The sequence below is a fragment of the Ornithinibacillus massiliensis genome (genome assembly GCF_018310345.1).
Taxonomy (GTDB): domain Bacteria; phylum Bacillota; class Bacilli; order Bacillales; family Amphibacillaceae; genus Ornithinibacillus; species Ornithinibacillus massiliensis.
On record NZ_JAGXBY010000001.1, the window covers coordinates 703,940 to 725,376 of the forward strand.

Sequence of the window (21,437 nt, forward strand, 5' to 3'; positions counted from 1 at the left end):
TCGTAAAACTAATGAAAATCTTTTAAAAATGTCTACCAAATTCACAAAAATGTCACGAATTACACTAGTTATTTCCGATATAATTAAAGTGTTAAATGAACCATTCATAACCTTCCGAATCATCATCACAAAATACAAAAATTGGAATGGGTGAAAAATGTCAAAAATACTAGGAAACCAATTGACAAAGGAAGGCATGCTAAGGTAAACTGACTTAGTGTGGAATGATAAGGTTTTCATCAAGGTATCTTGACGGTATAATTTTTTTTGCTTACATATGAAATCTTGATAAAAATCTCTCCAAAATGACTCCCCAAAATAAAACTCTAGATTAGGAGTGGACAAAATGGGGAAAAACCCACACCTAGCAATTATATTAGTAAGTGCGGTTTCTGCTAATTTAGCGGGTGGAACACTTCTCGGAATTTTCCTAGGCATAGAAGCTGATAAACTACTATCTACAAAACCAATTTTCACAATAATTGGCCTTTTAGTAGGATTAGCTGCAGGAATCTATGGAATGATTCTGACTGTAAACAAATTCACGGAGCGGGAGAAGAGTAGGGAATGACCAACATTGAAATACAATATGCCCGTCAACGTAAGTGGATGTTTTACCTTCTAGCAATACTCGTACTTGGGGCAGGCTTTACTCCTTATTTACGTATTTTCCTCGGGCTACTTTTAGGAAGTGCCATCAGTTTCTACAATCTATATCTTTTACAAAAGAAAACAATTGAATTTACGGAAGCGGTAGCAAAAAAACAGAAAGCACGAGGATTAGGTACAATTTCAAGGTTTGCCGCAGCTGCGTTAGCAGTCATTATAGCACTTCGCTATGAGGAATACTTCAATATGATTGCAGTAATAATTGGATTAATGACTTCTTATTTGGTCATTATGATAGATTTTATTATAAACAAAAATAAAAACAGCGCTTGAAAGAGGGGTGAATAAGTATGGATCACGGAGCGCCGATAGTACACGACGTCTTTGGAATTAGCTGGCTTTCTTTCAATTTGTCTAACATATTTATGATTACTGTAACATCCTTAATTGTGTTTATCCTTTCTGTTCTAGGTGCTAGGAAGTTACAAATGAAACCAACTGGTGCTCAGAATGTCATGGAGTGGATTCTTGATTTCGTTAAAGGAATCGTAAATGACACTATGAATTGGAAAACGGGTAAGCTGTTTTTACCATTAGCATTAACTCTATTTTCTTATATATTAGTTGGAAATATGTTGGGTGTTATCACAAATGGAGTTTACGATCATAATGTTTGGTGGAAATCACCAACAGCAGATCCTGGTATTACCCTAACTCTAGCAGCAATGGTGATTGTTTTATCTCATTTCTATGGAATCAAACTTCGTGGTGGTAAAGAATATGTGAAATCATATTTCCAACCAATGTGGCCACTATTCCCGATTAAAATTATTGAAGAGTTTTCAAACACATTAACATTAGGTTTGCGTCTATTCGGTAATTTATATGCAGGGGAAGTATTACTTGCCTTATTAGTAGGTTTAGTGTCTTCTGGCTTCTTAGGATTTTTCGGTGGAGCAATTCCGTTCTTAGCATGGCAAGGGTTCTCTGTATTTATCGGAGGTATCCAAGCATTCATCTTCACAATGCTTGCAATGGTTTACATCTCACATAAAGTAAGTGAAGAACATTAATCTCATTAATTAACCAGTTTTAATAGTAATCTGTTAAAACCGGAAATTATTAAAAATTTATTTATACATTTTAAGGAGGATTTTATATTATGGGAGCTTTAGCAGCAGCAGTAGCAGTAGGTTTAGCAGCACTTGGTGCAGGTATTGGTAACGGTTTAATCGTAAGTCGTACAGTTGAAGGGATCGCTCGTCAACCTGAACTTAAAGGTCAACTTCAAACTACAATGTTCATCGGTGTAGGTCTAGTAGAGGCTATGCCTATCATCGCAGTAGTTATCGCATTAATGGTAATGGGTAACTAATTCATATATCTATTAAAATGGCGAAGATTGTCCAATATAACTTCGCCGTTGTTTTTACTCAGAAACTACATGAACAATTAATGATGATTGTTGAATCAGGTTGAAAGGAGTGAATTCAGTGCAAGCATTCACTATATACGCTTCAGGTGTAATTTGGGGATTCCATGTTGGTGACATGTTATATCAATTATTCTTCTTCGCCATCTTACTTTTCTTAGTGCGCAAGTTCGCATGGGGACCAGTAATGAATATGATGAAAAAGCGTGAAGAATATGTAGCTAATGAAATCGAAGCTGCAGAACAAAGTCGTTTAGAGGCTGAGAAAGCAGCGAAAGAAGCTAATGAACAATTAAAACAAACAAAATTAGAAGCTCAAAAAATGATAGAAGATGCTAAAAATGCAGGTGTGAAGCAGGAACAAGATATTATCGAGTCTGCTCGCCAAGAAGCAGAACGCATCAAAAAAGCAGCACAAGAAGAAATTCAAAACGAAAAAGAAAAAGCACTACAAGCACTTCAAGATCAAGTTGCGTCCTTATCTGTTCTTATTGCAAGTAAAGTAATTGAGAAAGAATTAAGTGCACAAGATCAAGAGAAGTTGATCAACGAATACATTAAAGAGGTAGGAGAAGAGCGATGAGTGAAGCAGTAGTTGCCAAACGTTATGCAGATGCTCTTTTCCAACTCGCAAGCGAAAAAGCGACACTTAATGAAGTGTTAGAAGAGTTGCGTGTTGTAAGACAAGTATTCAATGAGAACAGTGAATTACAAACATTCTTAGCACATCCACGTGTTACAAATGATAAAAAGCGTGCCTTCTTAGATGAAGTGTTCAAAGGAGTTTCTAAAGATGTACTAAATACATTAAAGCTTCTTGTTGAACGTCATCGATTAAGTGGAATTTCTGACGTTGTGGATACGTACGAATCGCTTGTTAACGAAGCTAGCGGAGTTGCGCAAGGAAAAGTATATTCTGTTCGTGAGTTATCGGATGCGGAAAAAACGGAGCTTGAAAACTCATTTGCCAAACGTTTAAACAAATCAGTGGTCAAGCTTGAAAACGTAGTAGACCCACACTTGGTTGGTGGCGTTAAAATCCGTATGGGTAATACGATTTATGATGGAACAATTAGTGGTAAATTACGCCGTATTGAGCAAAACATTAAACTTGCGAACATTTGATGATAGGGGTGAAATGGTATGAGCATCAAAGCTGAAGAAATCAGTAAACTGATAAAACAGCAAATCGAAAATTTCGATTCAGATATTGAAGTAAGTGATGTCGGAACAGTTATTGAAATTGGTGACGGTATCGCACGTGCTCACGGTCTTGACAATGTCATGTCTGGAGAGCTTGTTGAATTCTCGAATGGTGTAATGGGTATGGCTCAGAACTTAGAAGAGTCTAACGTCGGTATCGTTATCCTAGGCCCTTACACAGAAATTAAAGAAGGCGATGAAGTTCGTCGCACAGGACGTATCATGCAAGTACCAGTTGGTGAGGAGCTAATTGGTCGTGTTGTTAACCCATTAGGGCAAGCAATTGATGGTGGTAAGCCAATCGAAACGACGAAAACTCGTCCAATCGAATCTCCTGCTCCAGGGGTAATGGATCGTAAATCTGTTCATGAGCCATTACAAACTGGTATTAAGGCGATTGATGCATTAGTACCAATCGGTCGTGGACAACGTGAACTTATCATTGGGGACCGTCAAACAGGTAAAACAACTGTAGCAGTTGATACAATCCTGAACCAAAAAGACCAAGACATGATTTGTATCTATGTTGCAATTGGTCAAAAAGAGTCCACTGTGCGTGGAACAGTTGAAACATTCCGTCGTTATGGTGCATTAGACTACACTATCGTAGTATCTGCAGGTGCATCTGACCCGGCACCACTATTATACCTTGCTCCATACGCGGGTGTAACAATGGGTGAAGATTTTATGTACAATGGCAAGCATGTGCTTGTAGTATATGATGACTTATCTAAGCAAGCAGCAGCATATCGTGAGCTTTCCCTATTGCTTCGTCGTCCTCCAGGTCGTGAGGCATTCCCAGGGGATGTATTCTATTTACACTCTCGTTTATTAGAGCGTGCAGCGAAGCTTAGTGATGCAAAAGGTGGCGGTTCTTTAACTGCACTTCCATTTGTTGAAACACAAGCAGGAGATATCTCTGCTTATATTCCAACTAACGTTATCTCCATCACAGATGGACAAATTTTCTTACAGTCTGATCTATTCTTCTCTGGTGTACGTCCAGCGATTAACGCGGGTCTATCGGTATCACGTGTTGGTGGTTCCGCACAAATCAAGGCGATGAAGAAGGTAGCGGGTACATTGCGTCTAGACCTTGCTTCATTCCGTGAACTAGAAGCATTCGCACAGTTCGGTTCTGACCTTGATAAGGCAACACAAGCAAAGCTTAACCGTGGTGCACGTACAGTAGAAGTATTAAAACAGGGCTTGCATAAGCCACTTAAAGTAGAATATCAAGTAATGATTATCTACGCACTAACGAAAGGCTTCTTAGATGATATCCCAGTTGAAGATATTACTCGTTTTGAGTCTGAATTCAATGTGTGGTTAGATTCTAATAAACCAGAATTACTTGCTACAATTCGCGACACTGGTAACCTACCAGAAACAGAAGATTTAAACAGTGCAATTGAAGCATTTAAAAAGACATTTATCACATCTGACAATTAATAAATACCTTTAAGAGTGATGAGTAAAAAGCTTAGGGATTTACCGAAACGTTTAAGCTTTTTACCTCCTGCACTCTGCCTACGAAAGGGTGGTGAAAGAGCTTGGCATCACTTAGAGATATTAAAAAGCGTATTGATTCAACTACGAAAATGAAAAAAATCACAAAAGCGATGGAAATGGTATCGGCAGCTAAAATGAACAAAGCAGAGCAAAATGCGAAGAAATTTGTTCCTTATAGTGAAAAGATGCAAGAGGTTGTAGCAAACATTGCTAAAAATACCGATGCAACTCATCCGATGCTACAAACACGCGAAGTGAAAAAGACGGGTTATATCGCCATCACTGCGGATAGCGGTTTAGCAGGTGCGTATAATGCGAACATTTTACGTAATTTAAACAATACGATTCAACAAAATCACAAATCTTCCGATGAATATACGATTATTGCAATCGGACGAATGGCAGTTGACTTCTGTAAGAAGCGCAATCTTCCAATGGCTAAAAGTATTATTGGCCTTCCAGATCAGCCGTCATTTGCATTCATTAAAGAGATTGCTTCTGAAACCGTACAAATGTACAGTGATGAAGAAATTGATAAGTTAGTAATTATCTATAACCATTATGTAAGTGCAATATCTCAAGTTGTTACAACGAATCAGCTATTGCCAATTGAAAATATGAATACTGCTGGATCTAGCAGCCAGTACGAATATGAACCAGGTGAAGAAGAAATTTTAGCAGTGCTCTTACCACAGTACGCTGAAAGTCTAATCTATGGTGCATTACTGGATGCAAAAGCAAGTGAACATGCTGCACGTATGACGGCAATGCGTAGTGCAAGTGATAACGCATCTGATTTAATCGATGATTTATCCTTGTCTTACAACCGTGCTCGCCAAGCAGCAATCACACAGGAAATTACCGAGATTATTGGTGGAGCAAGCGCCCTAGAATAGTCTTAAGGAAAGTAAGTTAGGAGGGAAATCGATGAGCAAAGGACACGTTACTCAAGTAATGGGACCAGTCGTTGACGTAAGATTTGATGACGACAAGCTTCCTGAAATTTATAACGCATTAACAGTCCAACTTGATGAAGCAAATGGTGGTGGAACGTTAACACTAGAAGTTGCTCTTCATCTAGGTGACAATTCTGTTCGTACCATTGCGATGGCATCAACAGATGGTCTTAAACGTGGAATGGAAGTCGAGAACTTAGGTAGACCGATTTCTGTACCAGTTGGTGAAGTAACATTAGGACGTGTATTTAACGTATTAGGAGATAAAATTGACTTGGATCCAGATCTTCCAGAAGGAATTCGTTTAGATCCGATTCACCGTCCTGCTCCTAAATTTGAAGAACTATCTACTGAAACAGAGATTCTTGAAACAGGAATCAAGGTAGTTGACTTATTAGCACCATATATTAAAGGTGGTAAGATCGGTTTATTCGGTGGTGCCGGTGTAGGTAAAACCGTATTAATCCAGGAATTAATCAACAACATCGCTCAAGAGCATGGTGGTATCTCCGTATTCGCAGGTGTAGGAGAGCGTACTCGTGAAGGAAACGACCTTTACTATGAAATGAAAGACTCTGGCGTTATCGCGAAGACTGCCATGGTATTCGGACAAATGAACGAACCACCAGGTGCACGTATGCGTGTTGCGTTAACTGGTCTTACAATGGCAGAATACTTCCGTGATGAACAAGGTGCAGACGTACTATTATTCATCGATAATATCTTCCGTTTCACACAAGCAGGTTCAGAGGTATCAGCCTTACTTGGTCGTATGCCATCTGCCGTTGGTTATCAACCAACACTTGCTACAGAAATGGGACAATTACAAGAACGTATTACATCTACTAATAAAGGTTCTGTTACATCAATCCAAGCGATTTACGTACCAGCCGATGACTATACTGACCCGGCTCCAGCTACAACATTCGCTCACTTAGATGCAACAACAAACCTTGATCGTAAACTTTCTGAGCAAGGTATCTATCCTGCGGTGGATCCACTTGCATCAACATCTCGTGCACTTGACCCTGAAATTGTTGGCCAAGAGCATTACGAAGTTGCACGTGAAGTACAGGCTACACTGCAAAAGTACCGTGAACTACAAGATATCATCGCTATCCTAGGTATGGATGAATTATCAGATGATGATAAATTAACGGTTGCTCGTGCACGTCGTATCCAGTTCTTCTTATCTCAGAACTTCCACGTTGCAGAACAGTTTACTGGTCAACCAGGATCGTATGTACCAGTAAAAGAAACTGTAAAAGGATTTAAAGAGATTTTAGAAGGTAAATATGATGATCTACCTGAGGATGCATTCCGTCTAGTTGGTCGTATTGAAGAAGTAGTAGAAAAAGCGAAAAGCATGGAATAATATGTAGGCTAAAGGGGGATTATCCCCCGCAAGTCTCTAGGAGGGGTTACATTGAAAACACTAACTGTGAGTGTTGTTACTCCTGATGGCCCTGTTTTAGAAGATACGTATGAAATGGTTAGCTGTAAAGCAGAAAATGGTGAACTCGGTATTTTACCAGGGCATATTCCATTGGTTGCTCCACTTGCAATCTCAGGCGTTCGCCTTAAGCGTGATTCAGGTGAAGACAAGCTAGCTATTAACGGTGGATTTTTAGAGGTTCGTCCAGATAAAGTAACAATTCTTGCTCAATCTGCAGAGAAACCTCAAGATATTGATGTTGCACGTGCTCAAGCAGCAAAAGAACGTGCAGAACGCCGTCTTCAATCAAAAGAAGATCATATCGATCGAGTAAGGGCAGAATTAGCACTCAGAAGAGCAGCGAACCGATTGGACGTTGCTCAAAGATAATATGTATGAAAAAAACCCCCTACTACTAGAGTGGGGGTTTTTGATATTAGCTAAGATATCACTTTGACATAAACCATGGATACTGCTTACATGTTGTCAGTGACCATATTGGTAATAGGAATCCCCGTATCACCTGCCTGGTTACCCTAACTGAAAACTAAATTAGCGTTGTAATCTAGTTAAGGTTTTCCTTAAGTTCGAAAATGGTATGAAAAAACCTTATATTACTATTCAACTCCAACCTAAATTTTTTGATCAAAAACTTCTCTAACTATATCCAAACAAAATTGAAACAATGTTCAGCATATTTGTCGATATTTCCCGGGAAATGCAAAAAATATTGACTGAAACATTCTATATTGTCGAAGAAGCAAAGCGACTTCAATTCAGTTGACATTATAAGAAATACATGGCATCTTCTAATAGAGTGAAACTAACGCTAAAGGTGGTTATTATGTTGTCAATTGGACAAATTGCGATGATGAGTATTATCTCGCATATCATTTTCATATACATTACATGGCGACTCATCCAGACTATTAATTTTGAGCCTTTAATTCGCAAAGGCAGAGGGATGGAAGCAAGAATTTTAATTCTATTCCTTACTATTGTGATTGGTACTGGTGTGAGTAGGTTCTTCTTAGAGTTTTTACAGTGGTCACTAGATCTTTCTTATCTTCTTTAAAATAGGAGGTACTACAATCTATTAAACTATTAAAAACGATGTATGTAATGTCTCTCTCTTGTTCATACTGATGGTAAGTTGAACAAGGGGGATTTACTTATGAAAAAAGCTTTAGTTATATGTCTAATTGTATTATTTTATGCTAATACAGCCTTAGCGGTTGAAAAAGAACAATACGAGTTAATAGATATTGCTGATTTTATGTTAGAGAATAATTTAGCAATTAAGGAGTGGCAAGTAACATTAAAAGAACATCTTAGAGTGGAAAGATTAGAAGCACTTATACAAGAGCTAAGTACTAGCCATTCCATCACAAAACAAGAAAATGAAAACAGTACTATCTATTTAGCAACAAACACTCAAAAAAATAGTAATGTAAACGTAAATTATAGTGTAATTTTCCCCAAAGACAAGCATTATGAATCAGAATTAGTGATAACAATTAATGGAACTGATTGGAATGAGGATATTCAATCTTCTTATATGCAATTATTGTCGGTATTAACAAAGAAACATTTTACAGATGATATTAAAATATTCTCTTGTATGACTACTATGGCAGATGATATAATGGAAAATGGTTATATTGCGGATTTTTTTATTGAAAAGTTCAATTTGCAACATGTAAAGGAACAATATGACACGATAAAATCGACGAAAAATGCAGAATATATATATGGGTATACCTCGTTTTGGGGACGAAAAATTACCATTCAGGATACGCCAGTAAATGTACAAATTGTTACAGAGATACTTGGCAATGGTGATGTCCAATACACGATTGGAACACCTATCCTAATAAATGAATATTAATATAGGGAAATTGGATCTGAAGGAGATTTGGAATATGGATAAAATCATCGTAAGAGGCGGACAGCAATTGAATGGTAATGTTCATGTAGAGGGTGCGAAAAATGCCGTTCTACCTGTAATTGCTGCGAGTATTCTTGCTAGTGAGGGAACTAGCGTTGTTCATGATGTCCCAGCTCTAGCTGATGTTTATACAATTAATGAAGTGTTACGAAATATGAATGCTGATGTTCAATTTGAAGATAATAAAGTGTTGATTGATGCTTCAAAGGAATTAAAGACGGAAGCGCCATTTGAGTATGTTCGAAAAATGCGTGCCTCCGTTCTTGTTTTGGGTCCATTATTAGCACGTTATGGCCATGCAAATGTTGCCATGCCTGGTGGATGTGCAATTGGCTCACGACCGATTGATTTACACCTTAAAGGCTTTGAAGCAATGGGTGCTAAAGTTCATGTTGGGAATGGCTTTGTAGAAGTAGAAGTTGACGGTAGGTTACAAGGTGCTAAGATATATCTTGATGTACCTAGTGTAGGTGCTACCGAAAATATTATGATGGCAGCGACATTAGCGGAAGGAAGAACCTTCATTGAAAACGCTGCAAAAGAACCAGAAATTGTTGATTTGGCTAATTTCTTAAATAAGATGGGTGCGCGAGTTGTTGGTGCAGGTACGGAAACCATTCGAATCGATGGCGTAGAGAAATTACATGGCACGGTTCATTCTATTATACCAGACCGTATTGAAGCGGGTACATTCATGATTGCAGCAGCAATTACTGGTGGAAATGTATTAATTGAAAATGCCGTTAGTGAGCATTTAAGACCGTTGATTTCTAAACTAGAGGAAATGGGTGTAACCATCTTTGAAGAAGAGAATGGCATCCGTGTTATCGGTCCAGATGTATTAAAAGCAACAGATATTAAAACGTTACCACATCCTGGTTTCCCAACAGATATGCAATCACAAATGATGGCGTTAATGCTTTGTGCCCATGGTACAAGTGTGATTACAGAAACTGTATTTGAAAATCGTTTCATGCATGTGGAAGAATTCCGCCGCATGAATGCGAAAATGAAAATTGAGGGACGTAATGTTATTATCGACGGACCATCAGAACTTCAAGGTGCAGAAGTAGCTGCAACCGATCTTCGTGCAGCAGCTGCATTAATTCTTGCTGGACTTCGTGCAAATGGTTTAACAAGAGTTACAGAACTGAAGCATTTAGATCGTGGATATGTAAACTTTGCTGGGAAATTAGCAAACCTTGGAGCAGATATTGAACGTGTGGATGAAAACGGAGATATCGTAAAACCATACGAAATTAATTATGTAGCAGAGTTATCTTAATAAAATACAAGAGATTAATAGAGTGGAGCACTTTGACTTTGTGCTTCACTTTTTTATTTCTTTACCCCCCTACTAAAACCAATATATTCCATTAATTGAAATAATGATAAATATTATAAATTATCTTGCAATTTAATGATAAAAAAGGTAAAATATTATCATATTAACCTAACTTACTTAAGGGAAAATGTCGAGTTTTGTCACTACTACATGATGACTTCTCCTCCCAAAGCTCGTTATTTTCCTATTGTTATTTGACACTACTCCATTATCCAATCATCTATATCAAATCCAATCATATAATTTAATAAAAACATCTAAAGGGGACATAGTATGAAACTTTATCTATCAGTAGATATGGAAGGTATTACAGGTTTACCAGATTACACATTTGTTAGCGCTTCCATGCATAATTATGAACGTGCTCGCAAAATCATGACCGATGAAACGAATTATGTGGTCGATGCTGCATTTCAATCTGGATGCGCCGAAGTGCTAGTTAATGATAGTCATATGAAAATGAATAATATATTAATTGATCAGCTTCATCCAGAAGCAGAGTTGATTACAGGTGGAATTAAGACCTATTCCATGGTGCATGGTTTGGATGATAGTTTTAGTGGGGCAATGTTTATTGGCTACCATACAAGAGCAGGTATGCCAGGGGTAATGTCACACTCGATGATACATATGGTACGGAATTTCTATATTAACGATACGCAGCTTGGAGAAATTGGAATGAATGCGATGGTTGCAGGATACCATGGTGTACCGGTGCTTTTGGTGTCAGGGGATGATGAAACGGCAAAAGAAGCAGAAGAACTAATTCCTAATATAACGACAGCGGTTGTGAAGGAAGCGGTTTCCAGATCTGCTACGAAGAGCCTCACACCGAAAAAAGCAGGGGAACTATTACAAGGAAAGGTTAAACAAGCAATTGAAAATCGTCATCAAGTTAAACCATTACTTCCGCCGGACAATCCAGTCCTAAAAATAGAATTTGTCAATTATGGTGCCGCAGAATTGGCGCATATGATGCCGGGAACGGAAATTATTCCTGGAACCACAATCGTAACATATCAGGCTAAAGATATTTTGGAAGCTTATCGAGCTCTACTCGTCATGATTGAGCTTGCTTACTATACACAATATGCATAATAGGGGCGAACAGTATTGAAAGTGCTTACGGATCGAATACGTGAAATTACAGTACAAGCTGGAGGCAAATGGGGGATATCATTATTCGACTTAGATCGGAATGAGTCATGGGGGATAAATGAGCAGGAACATTTTTATTCTGCGAGTGTGATTAAAGTACCAATCATGATCGCTGCTTTTGCTCGAAGCCAACAAGGCGAGATTAAGCTTGGTGATCAAATGGTGTTAAAACGGGAAGATATTGTTGGTGGTAGTGGTGTATTACAGTACTTGACCCCTGGGACTAAATTTAGCATCTATGATTTAATCACTCTGATGATCATCCAGAGTGATAATACGGCAACGAATATCCTGATTGACTTATTAGGTACGAAGTATATCCAGGAAACGATGGAAGCTATCGGGTTAGAGAAGAGTAAGTTTTATCATAAGATGATGACGATGGAAGTAGATCGTGAAGGTAGAAATACGATAACAGCACAAGAAATGACAGATATGTTGAGAAAGCTAGTAACAGGAAAGATTATTTCCGTTTATGCTTGTGAGCACATGATAGAAATTATGAAGAAACAACAAATTCGAGATTCGTTACCAGTAAAAATACCAAAAGCAGACGATACGGTGATTGGTGCTTTACCAGAATGGGAGCTCGCTAATAAAACAGGCAATGTATTGGGAATTCGTCATGATATAGGCATTTTTTATGTGGAGAAGCGTACATTTATTGCTTCCATATTAACGAGTGGCTTGGATGAGCTAGAGTCACCAGAACTGATTGGCAGAGTTGGTCTGGAAATCTATCACTATCTTAAACAAGAAAATTAGGATTATCTCATAAAGAGAGTCAAGTTATCATAGCTTATTTTTAGAAGCTTATCTACATTATCTGCGCTTATTTGAGCGTATCGATACAGGAGTTGGAGGCAGTGCTGAAATATATTTTAAAGCGATTATTCATCATGGTCATAACACTTTGGATCATTATAACCTTAACATTCATCCTAATGATCTCAGTCCCTGGGTCCCCCTTTAACAGTGAAGGGAATTCCAATGAGATTGTCCAACAAAACTTAGAGAGACATTACAATCTTGATAAGCCATATCATATACAATATCTTCTCTACTTGAAGTCAATTGTAACATTAGACTTTGGTCCATCAATTAAACAACCGAATCAGACGGTAAATGATTTATTAGGAAGAGGGTTTCCGATATCTGCTGAATTAGGGATTGTTACCATTATTGTTGCGGTTATTTCTGGAATTATATTAGGAATTCTTGCTGCACTACGACATAATGGTGTCATTGATTATTTAGCGATGGGGATTGCAGTACTTGGAATATCAGTACCAAACTTTATATTAGCAACGCTACTCATTCAACAATTAGCGGTTAATTTGGAATGGTTTCCTGTTGCGACTTGGAAAAGCCCAATGCATATGGTCCTTCCCGTAATAGCACTTGCGACAGGGCCAATGGCAATCATTGCCAGGTTAACTAGATCAACAATGCTCGAGGTCCTGACACAGGATTATATAAAAATGGCACGTGCAAAAGGATTACCACCATGGAAAATTATCTTCAAGCACGCACTTCGTAATGCGTTGATGCCGGTTATTACGATAATGGGAACCTTAGTCGCAGGTATTATGACTGGATCCTTTGTTATCGAGCAAATTTTTGCAATACCAGGGATGGGTAAATACTTTGTAGAGAGTATCAATCACCGAGATTTTCCTGTCATTATGGGAACGACAGTATTTTATAGTGCATTTTTAATTATTATGCTATTCCTAGTAGATATCGCTTATGGAATATTAGATCCAAGAATTAAAGTTAGCAAGAAGGAAGGGGAATAATATGAAGGCAAATCAAAATCCCCAATTCTCAAGAGATAATGTACCAGATGAATGGTTTACATGGCGGGAAAAGAACAAGAGTGAACAAGAAATTGTGGCAAGGCCATCACTTTCCTATTGGCAGGATGCATGGCGAAGATTGAAGAAGAACTATTTAGCGATGGCGGGTTTAGTATTTTTAATTCTATTAATCCTGATGGCTATTTTCGGACCGATTCTCTCACCATATGATGCCAATACACAAGTATTATCCAAACAATATCAGCCACCTTCTCTAGAGCATTGGTTTGGAACAGATGGTGCTGGTAGAGATGTATTTACTCGAACATGGCATGGAGCGAGAATTTCCCTTTTTGTCGGGTTTATGGCGGCACTTATTGACGTTACTATCGGTATTATCTGGGGAGGAATATCCGGCTATAAGGGTGGACGTACAGATAATTTCATGATGCGTATTATTGAGATTTTATATGGGATTCCATATTTACTAGTTGTTATTTTGTTACTAGTGGTGTTAGGCCCAAGTTTATCAACCATTATTATCGCCTTGACCGTCACGGGATGGGTCGGCATGGCGAGGATTGTCCGGGGACAGGTCATGCAGATTAAAAACTATGAATACGTCCTTGCTTCCAAATCATTTGGGACGAAAACACCTCGGATTATCCGAAAGAACTTATTACCGAATTCGATGGGCCCAATTATTGTGCAAATGACCTTAACCGTACCATCGGCAATTTTTGCAGAGGCATTCTTAAGCTTTATTGGACTAGGTATTTCGTCACCAAACGCGAGCTGGGGTGTGATGGCCAATGATTCACTTGGTGCCATACTATCTGGTAATTGGTGGACATTATTCTTCCCAGCATTTTTTATATCCTTTACGATGTTTGCCTTTAACGTTCTAGGGGATGGATTACAGGATGCGCTGGATCCGAAATTAAGGAAGTAGGTGTAGTGATGGAAAAAATTCTAGAAGTAAAAAACTTACATGTTACCTTCACAACCTATGGAGGTACCGTTCAAGCGGTAAGAGGTGTGGACTTCCATTTAAATAAAGGCGAAACATTAGCAATCGTTGGAGAGTCTGGTTGTGGGAAAAGCGTTACATCCAATGCGATAATGCGACTTATTCCAAATCCTCCCGGTAAAATTACGGCTGGAGAAATCAAATTCAAAGGGAAAGATTTAACTAAAATTTCGGAGAAACAAATGCGTACTGTTCGCGGTGTAGATATTTCTATGATATTCCAGGACCCAATGACGGCGCTGAATCCTACTTTAACGATAGGGACGCAGCTTACAGAAGGTTTGAAGCAACATCGGAAACTATCCGATAACAAAGCCAAAAAACGCGCTCTGGAGATGATGGAACTAGTTGGTATTCCTAATCCAGTGGAGCGAATGAAACAGTATCCACACCAATTTAGTGGTGGAATGAGACAACGCATTGTCATTGCGATAGCGCTAATATGTGAGCCTGAACTATTAATTGCAGATGAACCAACAACCGCACTGGATGTAACGATTCAGGCCCAGATTTTAGAGTTATTTGAAAAGATTCAAGAGGTTACAGGTGTCTCAATTATCCTGATTACACATGATTTAGGGGTCGTTGCCAAAATTGCTGACCGCATTGCTGTGATGTATGCAGGGAAGATTATCGAAACAGGGACAAAACGGGATATTTTCTATAACCCTGAGCATCCGTACACGAAAGGCTTATTAAACTCCGTGCCTCGCTTGGATATGAAAGGGAAACTAAAGCCAATCGATGGGACACCACCAGATTTATTCTCACCTCCAAAAGGATGTCCGTTTACTGCAAGATGTCCTTTTGCGATGGAGGTGTGTAATAAAGTTTACCCGGAATCTACTACCATTAGTGATTCACACACTGTGGATTGCTGGTTGCAGGATGAACGGGCAAAAAAATTACTGGCCAATATGGTCACAAACTAATGAATAAGGGGGATAAAAGATGAAGAAGTTTCTGTTTCTATTGTTTGCAGTATTAACAGTAGTGGTGTTAGCTGCATGTACTGCCAACGACGATACCGATGAAGAAGATCCTACAGAAAATGTTGATGAGCCAGATGGGGATGATAATGGTGAAACAGCAGATGCAGATGGCAAAGTACTTTACCTGAATAACGGCACAGAGCCAACTTCATTAGATCCATCTATTGGATTTGATGCTGTATCATGGGATCCACTGAATAACTTGATGGAGGGCCTTACAAGACTAGATAACGACCATAGAGCAGGTCCGGGAACCGCAGAAACTTGGGACATCTCAGACGATGGTCTAACGTACACATTCCATTTGCGTGAAGATGCTAAATGGTCGAATGGCGACCCTGTGGTAGCGGAGGATTTTGTATATGCCTGGAAGTATATGCTTGATCCAGAAACAGGTTCTCCTGCAGCATTCTTAGGTTATTTTATCGAAGGGGCTGAAGCCTATAACAGTGGGGAAGGGTCTGCTGATGATGTAAAGGTCACAGCAAAAGATGAGAAGACATTGGAGGTTGTGTTAGCGCAACCAACCGGTTTCTTCCTTGATGTATTAACAAACCCTGCATTCTTCCCGATTAACCATCAAGTAGCACAAGATAATCCTAAATGGCATGCAGAAGCAGATACATTTGTTGGGAATGGACCATTTAAATTGGAGTCTTGGAAGCATGATGAGGAAATGGTGTTCGCCAAGAATGAACATTATTGGGATGCGGATGTCGTGAAGTTAGATAAAGTTCATTTTGCTATGATTAACGATTCCAATACCCAATATCAAATGTTCCAAAGTGGGGACTTAGATACAGCGAGTATTCCACCAGAGCTTTCAGACCAATTAATTGATGGAGATAATGTATTTATCGGTCCATATGGTGGTTTAGAATTCTATCGTTTTAACCTAACAATGGAACCATTCCAAAATAAGAAGATACGCCAAGCGTTTGCCTATGCGGTTAACCGTGAGGACATCGCCCAGTACGTTGTGAAAAACGGAGTAGAACCAGCATTTGGATTCATTAATCCTGGTTATACTAGTCCAACAGGAGAAGATTTCCGTGATGTAAATGGTGATCTTGTACCGTTTGATCCAGAACGTGCCAAACAGTTACTAGAAGAAGGTATGGCGGAAGAAGGCTATGACGAGCTTCCGGAAATTACGTTAACTTACAGTACTAGTGATACGAACAAAGCGGTAGCGGAAGCATTACAGTCGATGTTCCAGGAACACTTAGATGTGAAAGTGGAATTAACTAATCAGGAATGGAATGTATTCGCTGAAGCCCAACAAGCATTAGAACTACAATTCTCACGTAGTTCATTTATCAATGACTACAATGACCCGGTTAACTTCTTAGAGAGCTTTATCACGGATTCTTACATGAACCGTACTGGTTTCTCTAGTGAAGAATATGACGCCTTAATCGCTAAAGGTAAATCCGCAACCGATGAAGAAGAGCGTTGGGAGGCTTTATACGAAGCGGAAAAAATGCTAGCAGATGAAATGATGGCATTCCCGATTCGTTACTACAATACTGTAGTACTAGAAGCAGATGGTGTGGAAGGAATCCTACGCCACCCTGTTGGATACTTTGATTTGAAGTATGCGGATAAGAAATAAGCAAAAGGAATTATGTCTGTAGTTGATGTAGGCAGAAGTAGGAAGGCTTTAATCGAAGCATTGCATATAGGAGAAGGTTTCTCAAGGGATTTTTCGTGTCTTCTGTTTGCATGATTGGTGCTCTACTATGTATACAATTTGAATCTCTCGGAAGTAAACTTTTTTAACGAAGGATTGGCTCACTGATAGTGGTGAGCTACTCCTTTTTCATTCATTATCTACATACAGAAAGAAGGTATTCAGATGCTACTTCCTAAAAAGTTACGTAAAGGTGATACCATTGGTGTAATTGCCCCTGCAAGCCCTCCAGATATGAAACGCCTCCAACAAGCTATTCCTTTTTTCACGAATTTAGGTCTCAACGTGAAGCTAGGGAAATATATCAATCAAACATATGGTTATTTAGCCGGAACCGATGAACAGCGCCTTGCAGATCTGCATGATATGATTGCCGATAAAGAAGTTAGAGCCATTATCTTTGCGCGCGGTGGTTATGGAACCGGGAGAATAGCTGCCTCGATTGATTACGAGTTAATAAAAGACAATCCCAAAATCATTTGGGGTTATAGTGATATTACCTATTTACATACTGCGATTAGGCAAAAGACCGGACTTGTTACCTTTCACGGACCGATGCCCGCCTCTGATATAGCAGACCCGAGTTTTGATGAAATATCTAGCAACTCCTTTTGCCAATTATTTAATCCAATAACACTTGTTTATGACGAGCGTATAGCGCCACTCGATGTTCTAGTAGAAGGAGAAGGTACAGGGGAATTAGTAGGCGGGAATCTTTCCCTTATTACCAGTACACTTGGAACGGAATTTGAAATAGAAACAGATGGAAAAATCCTTTGTTTAGAAGATATAGGGGAGCTCCCATACCGAATCGATTCTATGCTAAATCAATTGAAGCTAGCGGGGAAACTTGATCAGGTATCGGGAATTGTTGTTGGGGACTTTGCCAATGCCGACCCTAATGATAAGCCTTCCTTATCATTAGAAGAAGTATTCGAGTATTATTTTAGTGACTTACATTGTCCGGTAATGACAGGCTTTAAAATTGGGCATTGCTTCCCGCACTTCGCTGTTCCACTAGGTACAGAAGCGACTTTGAATACCGTAAATAAAACCTTAACCATATGTCCGGGGGTTCAAGAATAATGAATATACAGCAAATAGAAACGTTTAGCGCTGCCATTCCTTTGAAGAAGGCTTTTAAAACCGCACTCAGAACCGTGACAGTGGCTGAAACCATTGTAGTAAAGGTTATCTGTGACAATGGAATAATTGGCTATGGGGAGGCACCACCAACCCATGTTATTACAGGTGATACATTAGCTAGTATTAATTATACGCTTACTAACGTTATTTCCCCTGCTCTAATCGGGATGTCCTGCATAGAGCGAGAATTACTTTTTGAAAAGTTGAATCATGTAATCGTTGGGAACACAAGTGCAAAAGCAGCAGTGGATATGGCGATTTATGACTGTATTGCACAACATGCCAATATGAGCCTTGGACAATTTTTAGGAGGCTATCAAACGAATATCGCAACGGATTATACCGTTAGTGTTAACAGTCCGGAAGAAATGGCGCAGGATGCAGAAGCGTATGTGAAGGATGGTTTTTCTGTCCTGAAGGTAAAAGTAGGAAAAGATGTAATCGAGAAAGACATCCAACGTATTCAAGCGATTCGTAAACGTGTAGGGTCGGATATTACGATACGGTTAGATGCTAACCAAGGTTGGAATCCAAAAGAAGCAGTTCGAGCAATTCAAAAGATGGAAGAGCTTGGATTAGGGATTGAATTTATTGAGCAGCCGGTAAAAGCTCATGACCTACAAGGGTTAAAATATGTCACCGATAATACCCAGATTCCAATTATGGCAGATGAAAGTGTCTTTTCTGCAAGAGATGCAAAGACAGTCCTAGAGCTAGGAGCGGCCGATTTAATCAATATAAAACTAATGAAATCTGGCGGCATACAGGAGGCCATTAAAATAGCGAAACTAGCAGATATCTATGGGGTAAAGTGTATGGTTGGTAGTATGATTGAAACGAAAATTGGCATTACAGCTGCAGCACATTTCGCCGCTAGTCAGCCTAATGTACACTATTATGATTTTGACGCCCCATTAATGCTAGCGGCTGACCTAATCCAAGGTGGTATTACATACAGTAATAGCGCTATCTCATTAGGGGAGGAAAGCGGATTAGGAATCGAAGGATTAAATAAGGAGTACCTAGTAGAACACTAAATCATCATTTGGAAAGGGGATATTGATGTATGTTTAAGCAAGATTTTCCATTACCAGATTCATTCCATGTTGCCACAGTTCAGGTGGCAACTGTTTGGACGAATCCCGAATCTACAAGAGAAATAGACCAACTGGGAATTGATAATCCCACTAATATAGAAAAATGGTTAGCGACTCTAACTAACGGGGAAAAAGTGGCCTTATGTAATGATAATCGCGTACAGACCCAGTTGCTATATGGAGAAATCGCTGTTATTACAGAAATAGAGGGGGAATGGGCAAAGGTTACAATCCCAAGCCAGCCCTCGAAAAAGGATGTGAACGGGTATCCGGGATGGGTGCCGTTGAAGCAGTTGCAGCCAGTATCTAAAGACTCCTGGATTCGACCAGAAACCGCCGCAATTCGGAAAAAGCATGCTTGGTTAGAGAATGAATCGGGAGAAAAGCTACTTAAATTGAGTTATATGACGTGCTTACCAGTGGTACGGGTTATGGGTGACCGGGTTGAGGTTATGACACCAGTTGGTTCGAGATTTTTACCGAAGCAGGTAGTCGAAATCTTCCCTACGGATAAAGGTGGTCCTAAAGGGAATGGAGATAGCGTGATAGAAGCAGCTGAAGCGTATGTAGGCTTACATTACCTCTGGGGTGGTATGAGTTCGTTTGGCTATGATTGCTCTGGGTTTGCCTATAATATGCATAAGGCTAATGGTTATCAGATTAGTAGAGATGCATCCGATCAAGCTGCATTTGGCAAAGAAGTTCCTTTTGACCAACTACTCCCTGGTGACTTATTATTTTTTGCTTATGAAGAAGGAAAAGGAAGTATTCATCATGTCGGATTTTATTATGGGGGTGGAAAGATGATTCACTCGCCAATGACTGGAAGAGGAATCGAGATTATTAGTTTGAAAGATACAAAATACGAGAAAGAGCTCTGTATAGCGAGACGATATTGGGAATCGGCAGGTGTGTAGAAAATGGTGGAAGAAAAGATATTAGAAGTTAAACAGTTAAAAAAGTATTTTGACCTGGGGAAGAACCAGGTTTTAAAGGCGGTTAATGATGTCACCTTTCATGTGAACAAAGGGGAAACCTTTGGACTGGTAGGGGAATCTGGTTGTGGAAAGTCAACGATTGGGCGGACGATTATCGGCCTTTATAACCGGACAGAAGGAGAGGTTCTGTTTAAAGGACAGAATGTGCATGAATTAGATGAGAAGAAGATGTTCCAACTACGTCAAAAAATGCAAATGATTTTCCAGGACCCGTATGCATCATTAAACCCACGCTCTACCGTTCGAGAGGTTATTGCGGAGCCAATGGAGGTTCATAAGCTATATAAAACAAAACAAGAACAAACGGAGAGAGTTTATCAATTGCTAGAAGAGGTAGGATTAAACCGTGACCATGCAAACCGCTATCCACATGAATTCAGTGGTGGACAGCGGCAGCGGATTGGTATTGCCCGTGCGTTAGCACTTAACCCCGATTTCATTATAGCGGATGAACCAATCTCGGCACTGGATGTATCGGTTCAAGCACAAGTAGTCAATCTATTAAAGGAACTACAAGAGGAAAAAGGGCTCACGTTCTTATTTATTGCTCATGACTTATCGATGGTAAAGCAAATTTCAGATCGGATTGGTGTTATGTATTTAGGGAATATGGTAGAGTTAACGGCTAGTGAGCATCTCTATGAAAATCCTCTTCATCCTTATACTCAAGCCCTACTTTCCGCTATCCCAATTCCAGACCCGGATATTGAAGAGTCAAGGGAACGAATTATCCTACAAGGGGAATTGCCAAGTCCAATCAATCCACCAAGTGGCTGTGTATTCCGAACTCGCTGTCCATTAGCGATGGATATTTGCGGAAAGGAAAAACCAGAATGGCAAGAGGTAGAGGAGAATCATTATGTAGCTTGTCATTTATATCATGAAAAAGAGAAAAAAGGCCAGATTCGTGAACCAATCGTGAATGTAAGGTAAGCGGTTTGTCAGGAGGGAGCTTTATATTGTAAGTAGATTTTACTTAGAAAGTTTCAATGTCCTGCCTGGCTGGCAAGAGATAAGGGTACATAAATCATTTTGTACCCTTACTATCTATGCCTTCTTATTCAACTCTTTTAAAGTACCAAGG

General features: G+C 39.4%; 23 protein-coding genes. All 23 read left to right on the plus strand.

What is annotated here, in order from left to right:
* Positions 1 to 346 precede the first annotated feature (346 nt).
* On the plus strand, positions 347 to 571 hold the full coding sequence (locus KGF86_RS03375; protein WP_186868328.1) for an AtpZ/AtpI family protein: 225 nt from the start codon (positions 347 to 349) through the stop codon (positions 569 to 571).
* Positions 568 to 942: an ATP synthase subunit I gene (locus tag KGF86_RS03380; protein ID WP_211741128.1), complete on the plus strand. Its 375-nt coding sequence runs from the start codon at positions 568 to 570 to the stop codon at positions 940 to 942. Before KGF86_RS03375 ends, KGF86_RS03380 begins: the two co-directional genes overlap by 4 nt.
* Before the next feature lie 17 nt (positions 943 to 959).
* Complete coding sequence (atpB, locus tag KGF86_RS03385) at positions 960 to 1,682, plus strand: F0F1 ATP synthase subunit A (RefSeq protein ID WP_186868330.1); 723 nt, start codon at positions 960 to 962, stop codon at positions 1,680 to 1,682.
* 89 nt (positions 1,683 to 1,771) lie between these two features.
* The gene (atpE, locus tag KGF86_RS03390) at positions 1,772 to 1,984 is read left to right on the plus strand and encodes a F0F1 ATP synthase subunit C (RefSeq protein WP_186868331.1); all 213 of its coding nucleotides are present in this window, start codon (positions 1,772 to 1,774) and stop codon (positions 1,982 to 1,984) included.
* A 118-nt stretch (positions 1,985 to 2,102) separates the two neighbouring features.
* A complete protein-coding gene (gene atpF, locus KGF86_RS03395; protein WP_339213146.1) occupies positions 2,103 to 2,624 on the plus strand; it encodes a F0F1 ATP synthase subunit B in 522 nt (173 codons plus the stop codon).
* Positions 2,621 to 3,166 (plus strand): F0F1 ATP synthase subunit delta, encoded by a 546-nt coding sequence (locus tag KGF86_RS03400; protein WP_186868332.1) that lies wholly within the window; start codon positions 2,621 to 2,623, stop codon positions 3,164 to 3,166. The genes atpF and KGF86_RS03400 overlap by 4 nt, the downstream gene beginning before the upstream one ends.
* 18 nt (positions 3,167 to 3,184) lie before the next feature.
* A complete protein-coding gene (gene atpA, locus KGF86_RS03405; protein WP_211741129.1) occupies positions 3,185 to 4,696 on the plus strand; it encodes a F0F1 ATP synthase subunit alpha in 1,512 nt (503 codons plus the stop codon).
* Positions 4,697 to 4,797: 101 nt separating this feature from the next.
* Positions 4,798 to 5,652 (plus strand): ATP synthase F1 subunit gamma, encoded by an 855-nt coding sequence (gene atpG / locus KGF86_RS03410; protein ID WP_186868334.1) that lies wholly within the window; start codon positions 4,798 to 4,800, stop codon positions 5,650 to 5,652.
* A gap of 31 nt (positions 5,653 to 5,683) precedes the next feature.
* Positions 5,684 to 7,087: a F0F1 ATP synthase subunit beta gene (gene atpD / locus KGF86_RS03415; protein WP_186868335.1), complete on the plus strand. Its 1,404-nt coding sequence runs from the start codon at positions 5,684 to 5,686 to the stop codon at positions 7,085 to 7,087.
* Between the two features lie 51 nt (positions 7,088 to 7,138).
* The gene (locus KGF86_RS03420; RefSeq protein ID WP_186868336.1) at positions 7,139 to 7,537 is read left to right on the plus strand and encodes a F0F1 ATP synthase subunit epsilon; all 399 of its coding nucleotides are present in this window, start codon (positions 7,139 to 7,141) and stop codon (positions 7,535 to 7,537) included.
* Between the two features lie 454 nt (positions 7,538 to 7,991).
* Positions 7,992 to 8,222 (plus strand): DUF1146 family protein, encoded by a 231-nt coding sequence (locus KGF86_RS03425; RefSeq protein ID WP_211741210.1) that lies wholly within the window; start codon positions 7,992 to 7,994, stop codon positions 8,220 to 8,222.
* A gap of 99 nt (positions 8,223 to 8,321) precedes the next feature.
* Positions 8,322 to 9,035: a YwmB family TATA-box binding protein gene (locus KGF86_RS03430; RefSeq protein WP_211741130.1), complete on the plus strand. Its 714-nt coding sequence runs from the start codon at positions 8,322 to 8,324 to the stop codon at positions 9,033 to 9,035.
* A 34-nt stretch (positions 9,036 to 9,069) separates the two neighbouring features.
* Positions 9,070 to 10,380, plus strand: a complete 1,311-nt coding sequence (murA, locus tag KGF86_RS03435; protein WP_186868338.1) for a UDP-N-acetylglucosamine 1-carboxyvinyltransferase — start codon at positions 9,070 to 9,072, stop codon at positions 10,378 to 10,380.
* Between the two features lie 333 nt (positions 10,381 to 10,713).
* Positions 10,714 to 11,538: a M55 family metallopeptidase gene (locus KGF86_RS03440; RefSeq protein ID WP_186868339.1), complete on the plus strand. Its 825-nt coding sequence runs from the start codon at positions 10,714 to 10,716 to the stop codon at positions 11,536 to 11,538.
* 21 nt (positions 11,539 to 11,559) lie between these two features.
* A complete protein-coding gene (locus KGF86_RS03445) occupies positions 11,560 to 12,363 on the plus strand; it encodes a serine hydrolase (protein ID WP_343221419.1) in 804 nt (267 codons plus the stop codon).
* A 101-nt stretch (positions 12,364 to 12,464) separates the two neighbouring features.
* A complete protein-coding gene (locus tag KGF86_RS03450; RefSeq protein ID WP_186868341.1) occupies positions 12,465 to 13,397 on the plus strand; it encodes an ABC transporter permease subunit in 933 nt (310 codons plus the stop codon).
* Position 13,398: 1 nt separating this feature from the next.
* Positions 13,399 to 14,349 (plus strand): ABC transporter permease, encoded by a 951-nt coding sequence (locus tag KGF86_RS03455; RefSeq protein WP_186868342.1) that lies wholly within the window; start codon positions 13,399 to 13,401, stop codon positions 14,347 to 14,349.
* 8 nt (positions 14,350 to 14,357) lie between these two features.
* The gene (locus KGF86_RS03460) at positions 14,358 to 15,359 is read left to right on the plus strand and encodes an ABC transporter ATP-binding protein (RefSeq protein WP_186868343.1); all 1,002 of its coding nucleotides are present in this window, start codon (positions 14,358 to 14,360) and stop codon (positions 15,357 to 15,359) included.
* A gap of 19 nt (positions 15,360 to 15,378) precedes the next feature.
* Positions 15,379 to 17,034 (plus strand): peptide ABC transporter substrate-binding protein, encoded by a 1,656-nt coding sequence (locus KGF86_RS03465; protein ID WP_186868344.1) that lies wholly within the window; start codon positions 15,379 to 15,381, stop codon positions 17,032 to 17,034.
* A 243-nt stretch (positions 17,035 to 17,277) separates the two neighbouring features.
* Complete coding sequence (locus KGF86_RS03470; RefSeq protein WP_186868345.1) at positions 17,278 to 18,198, plus strand: S66 peptidase family protein; 921 nt, start codon at positions 17,278 to 17,280, stop codon at positions 18,196 to 18,198.
* Complete coding sequence (locus KGF86_RS03475; RefSeq protein ID WP_186868346.1) at positions 18,198 to 19,295, plus strand: dipeptide epimerase; 1,098 nt, start codon at positions 18,198 to 18,200, stop codon at positions 19,293 to 19,295. The genes KGF86_RS03470 and KGF86_RS03475 overlap by 1 nt, the downstream gene beginning before the upstream one ends.
* 29 nt (positions 19,296 to 19,324) lie before the next feature.
* Entirely contained in the window at positions 19,325 to 20,272 is a 948-nt protein-coding gene (locus KGF86_RS03480; RefSeq protein ID WP_211741132.1) for a C40 family peptidase, read from the plus strand.
* A gap of 3 nt (positions 20,273 to 20,275) precedes the next feature.
* On the plus strand, positions 20,276 to 21,286 hold the full coding sequence (locus KGF86_RS03485) for an ABC transporter ATP-binding protein (protein ID WP_222618947.1): 1,011 nt from the start codon (positions 20,276 to 20,278) through the stop codon (positions 21,284 to 21,286).
* Positions 21,287 to 21,437 lie beyond the last annotated feature (151 nt).

Excerpts from the sequence above, each read along its gene's own strand:
- KGF86_RS03425 (WP_211741210.1), top strand. The coding sequence starts at position 7,992 with ATGTTGTCAATTGGACAAATTGCGATGATGAGTATTATCTCGCATATC.
- murA (WP_186868338.1), top strand. The coding sequence starts at position 9,070 with ATGGATAAAATCATCGTAAGAGGCGGACAGCAATTGAATGGTAATGTT.
- KGF86_RS03485 (WP_222618947.1), top strand. The coding sequence starts at position 20,276 with ATGGTGGAAGAAAAGATATTAGAAGTTAAACAGTTAAAAAAGTATTTT.
- KGF86_RS03430 (WP_211741130.1), top strand. The coding sequence starts at position 8,322 with ATGAAAAAAGCTTTAGTTATATGTCTAATTGTATTATTTTATGCTAAT.
- KGF86_RS03400 (WP_186868332.1), top strand. The coding sequence starts at position 2,621 with ATGAGTGAAGCAGTAGTTGCCAAACGTTATGCAGATGCTCTTTTCCAA.
- atpD (WP_186868335.1), top strand. The coding sequence starts at position 5,684 with ATGAGCAAAGGACACGTTACTCAAGTAATGGGACCAGTCGTTGACGTA.
- KGF86_RS03465 (WP_186868344.1), top strand. The coding sequence starts at position 15,379 with ATGAAGAAGTTTCTGTTTCTATTGTTTGCAGTATTAACAGTAGTGGTG.
- KGF86_RS03375 (WP_186868328.1), top strand. The coding sequence starts at position 347 with ATGGGGAAAAACCCACACCTAGCAATTATATTAGTAAGTGCGGTTTCT.
- KGF86_RS03475 (WP_186868346.1), top strand. The coding sequence starts at position 18,198 with ATGAATATACAGCAAATAGAAACGTTTAGCGCTGCCATTCCTTTGAAG.
- KGF86_RS03480 (WP_211741132.1), top strand. The coding sequence starts at position 19,325 with ATGTTTAAGCAAGATTTTCCATTACCAGATTCATTCCATGTTGCCACA.
- KGF86_RS03440 (WP_186868339.1), top strand. The coding sequence starts at position 10,714 with ATGAAACTTTATCTATCAGTAGATATGGAAGGTATTACAGGTTTACCA.
- atpE (WP_186868331.1), top strand. The coding sequence starts at position 1,772 with ATGGGAGCTTTAGCAGCAGCAGTAGCAGTAGGTTTAGCAGCACTTGGT.
- atpA (WP_211741129.1), top strand. The coding sequence starts at position 3,185 with ATGAGCATCAAAGCTGAAGAAATCAGTAAACTGATAAAACAGCAAATC.
- KGF86_RS03470 (WP_186868345.1), top strand. The coding sequence starts at position 17,278 with ATGCTACTTCCTAAAAAGTTACGTAAAGGTGATACCATTGGTGTAATT.
- KGF86_RS03380 (WP_211741128.1), top strand. The coding sequence starts at position 568 with ATGACCAACATTGAAATACAATATGCCCGTCAACGTAAGTGGATGTTT.
- KGF86_RS03455 (WP_186868342.1), top strand. The coding sequence starts at position 13,399 with ATGAAGGCAAATCAAAATCCCCAATTCTCAAGAGATAATGTACCAGAT.
- atpB (WP_186868330.1), top strand. The coding sequence starts at position 960 with ATGGATCACGGAGCGCCGATAGTACACGACGTCTTTGGAATTAGCTGG.
- KGF86_RS03460 (WP_186868343.1), top strand. The coding sequence starts at position 14,358 with ATGGAAAAAATTCTAGAAGTAAAAAACTTACATGTTACCTTCACAACC.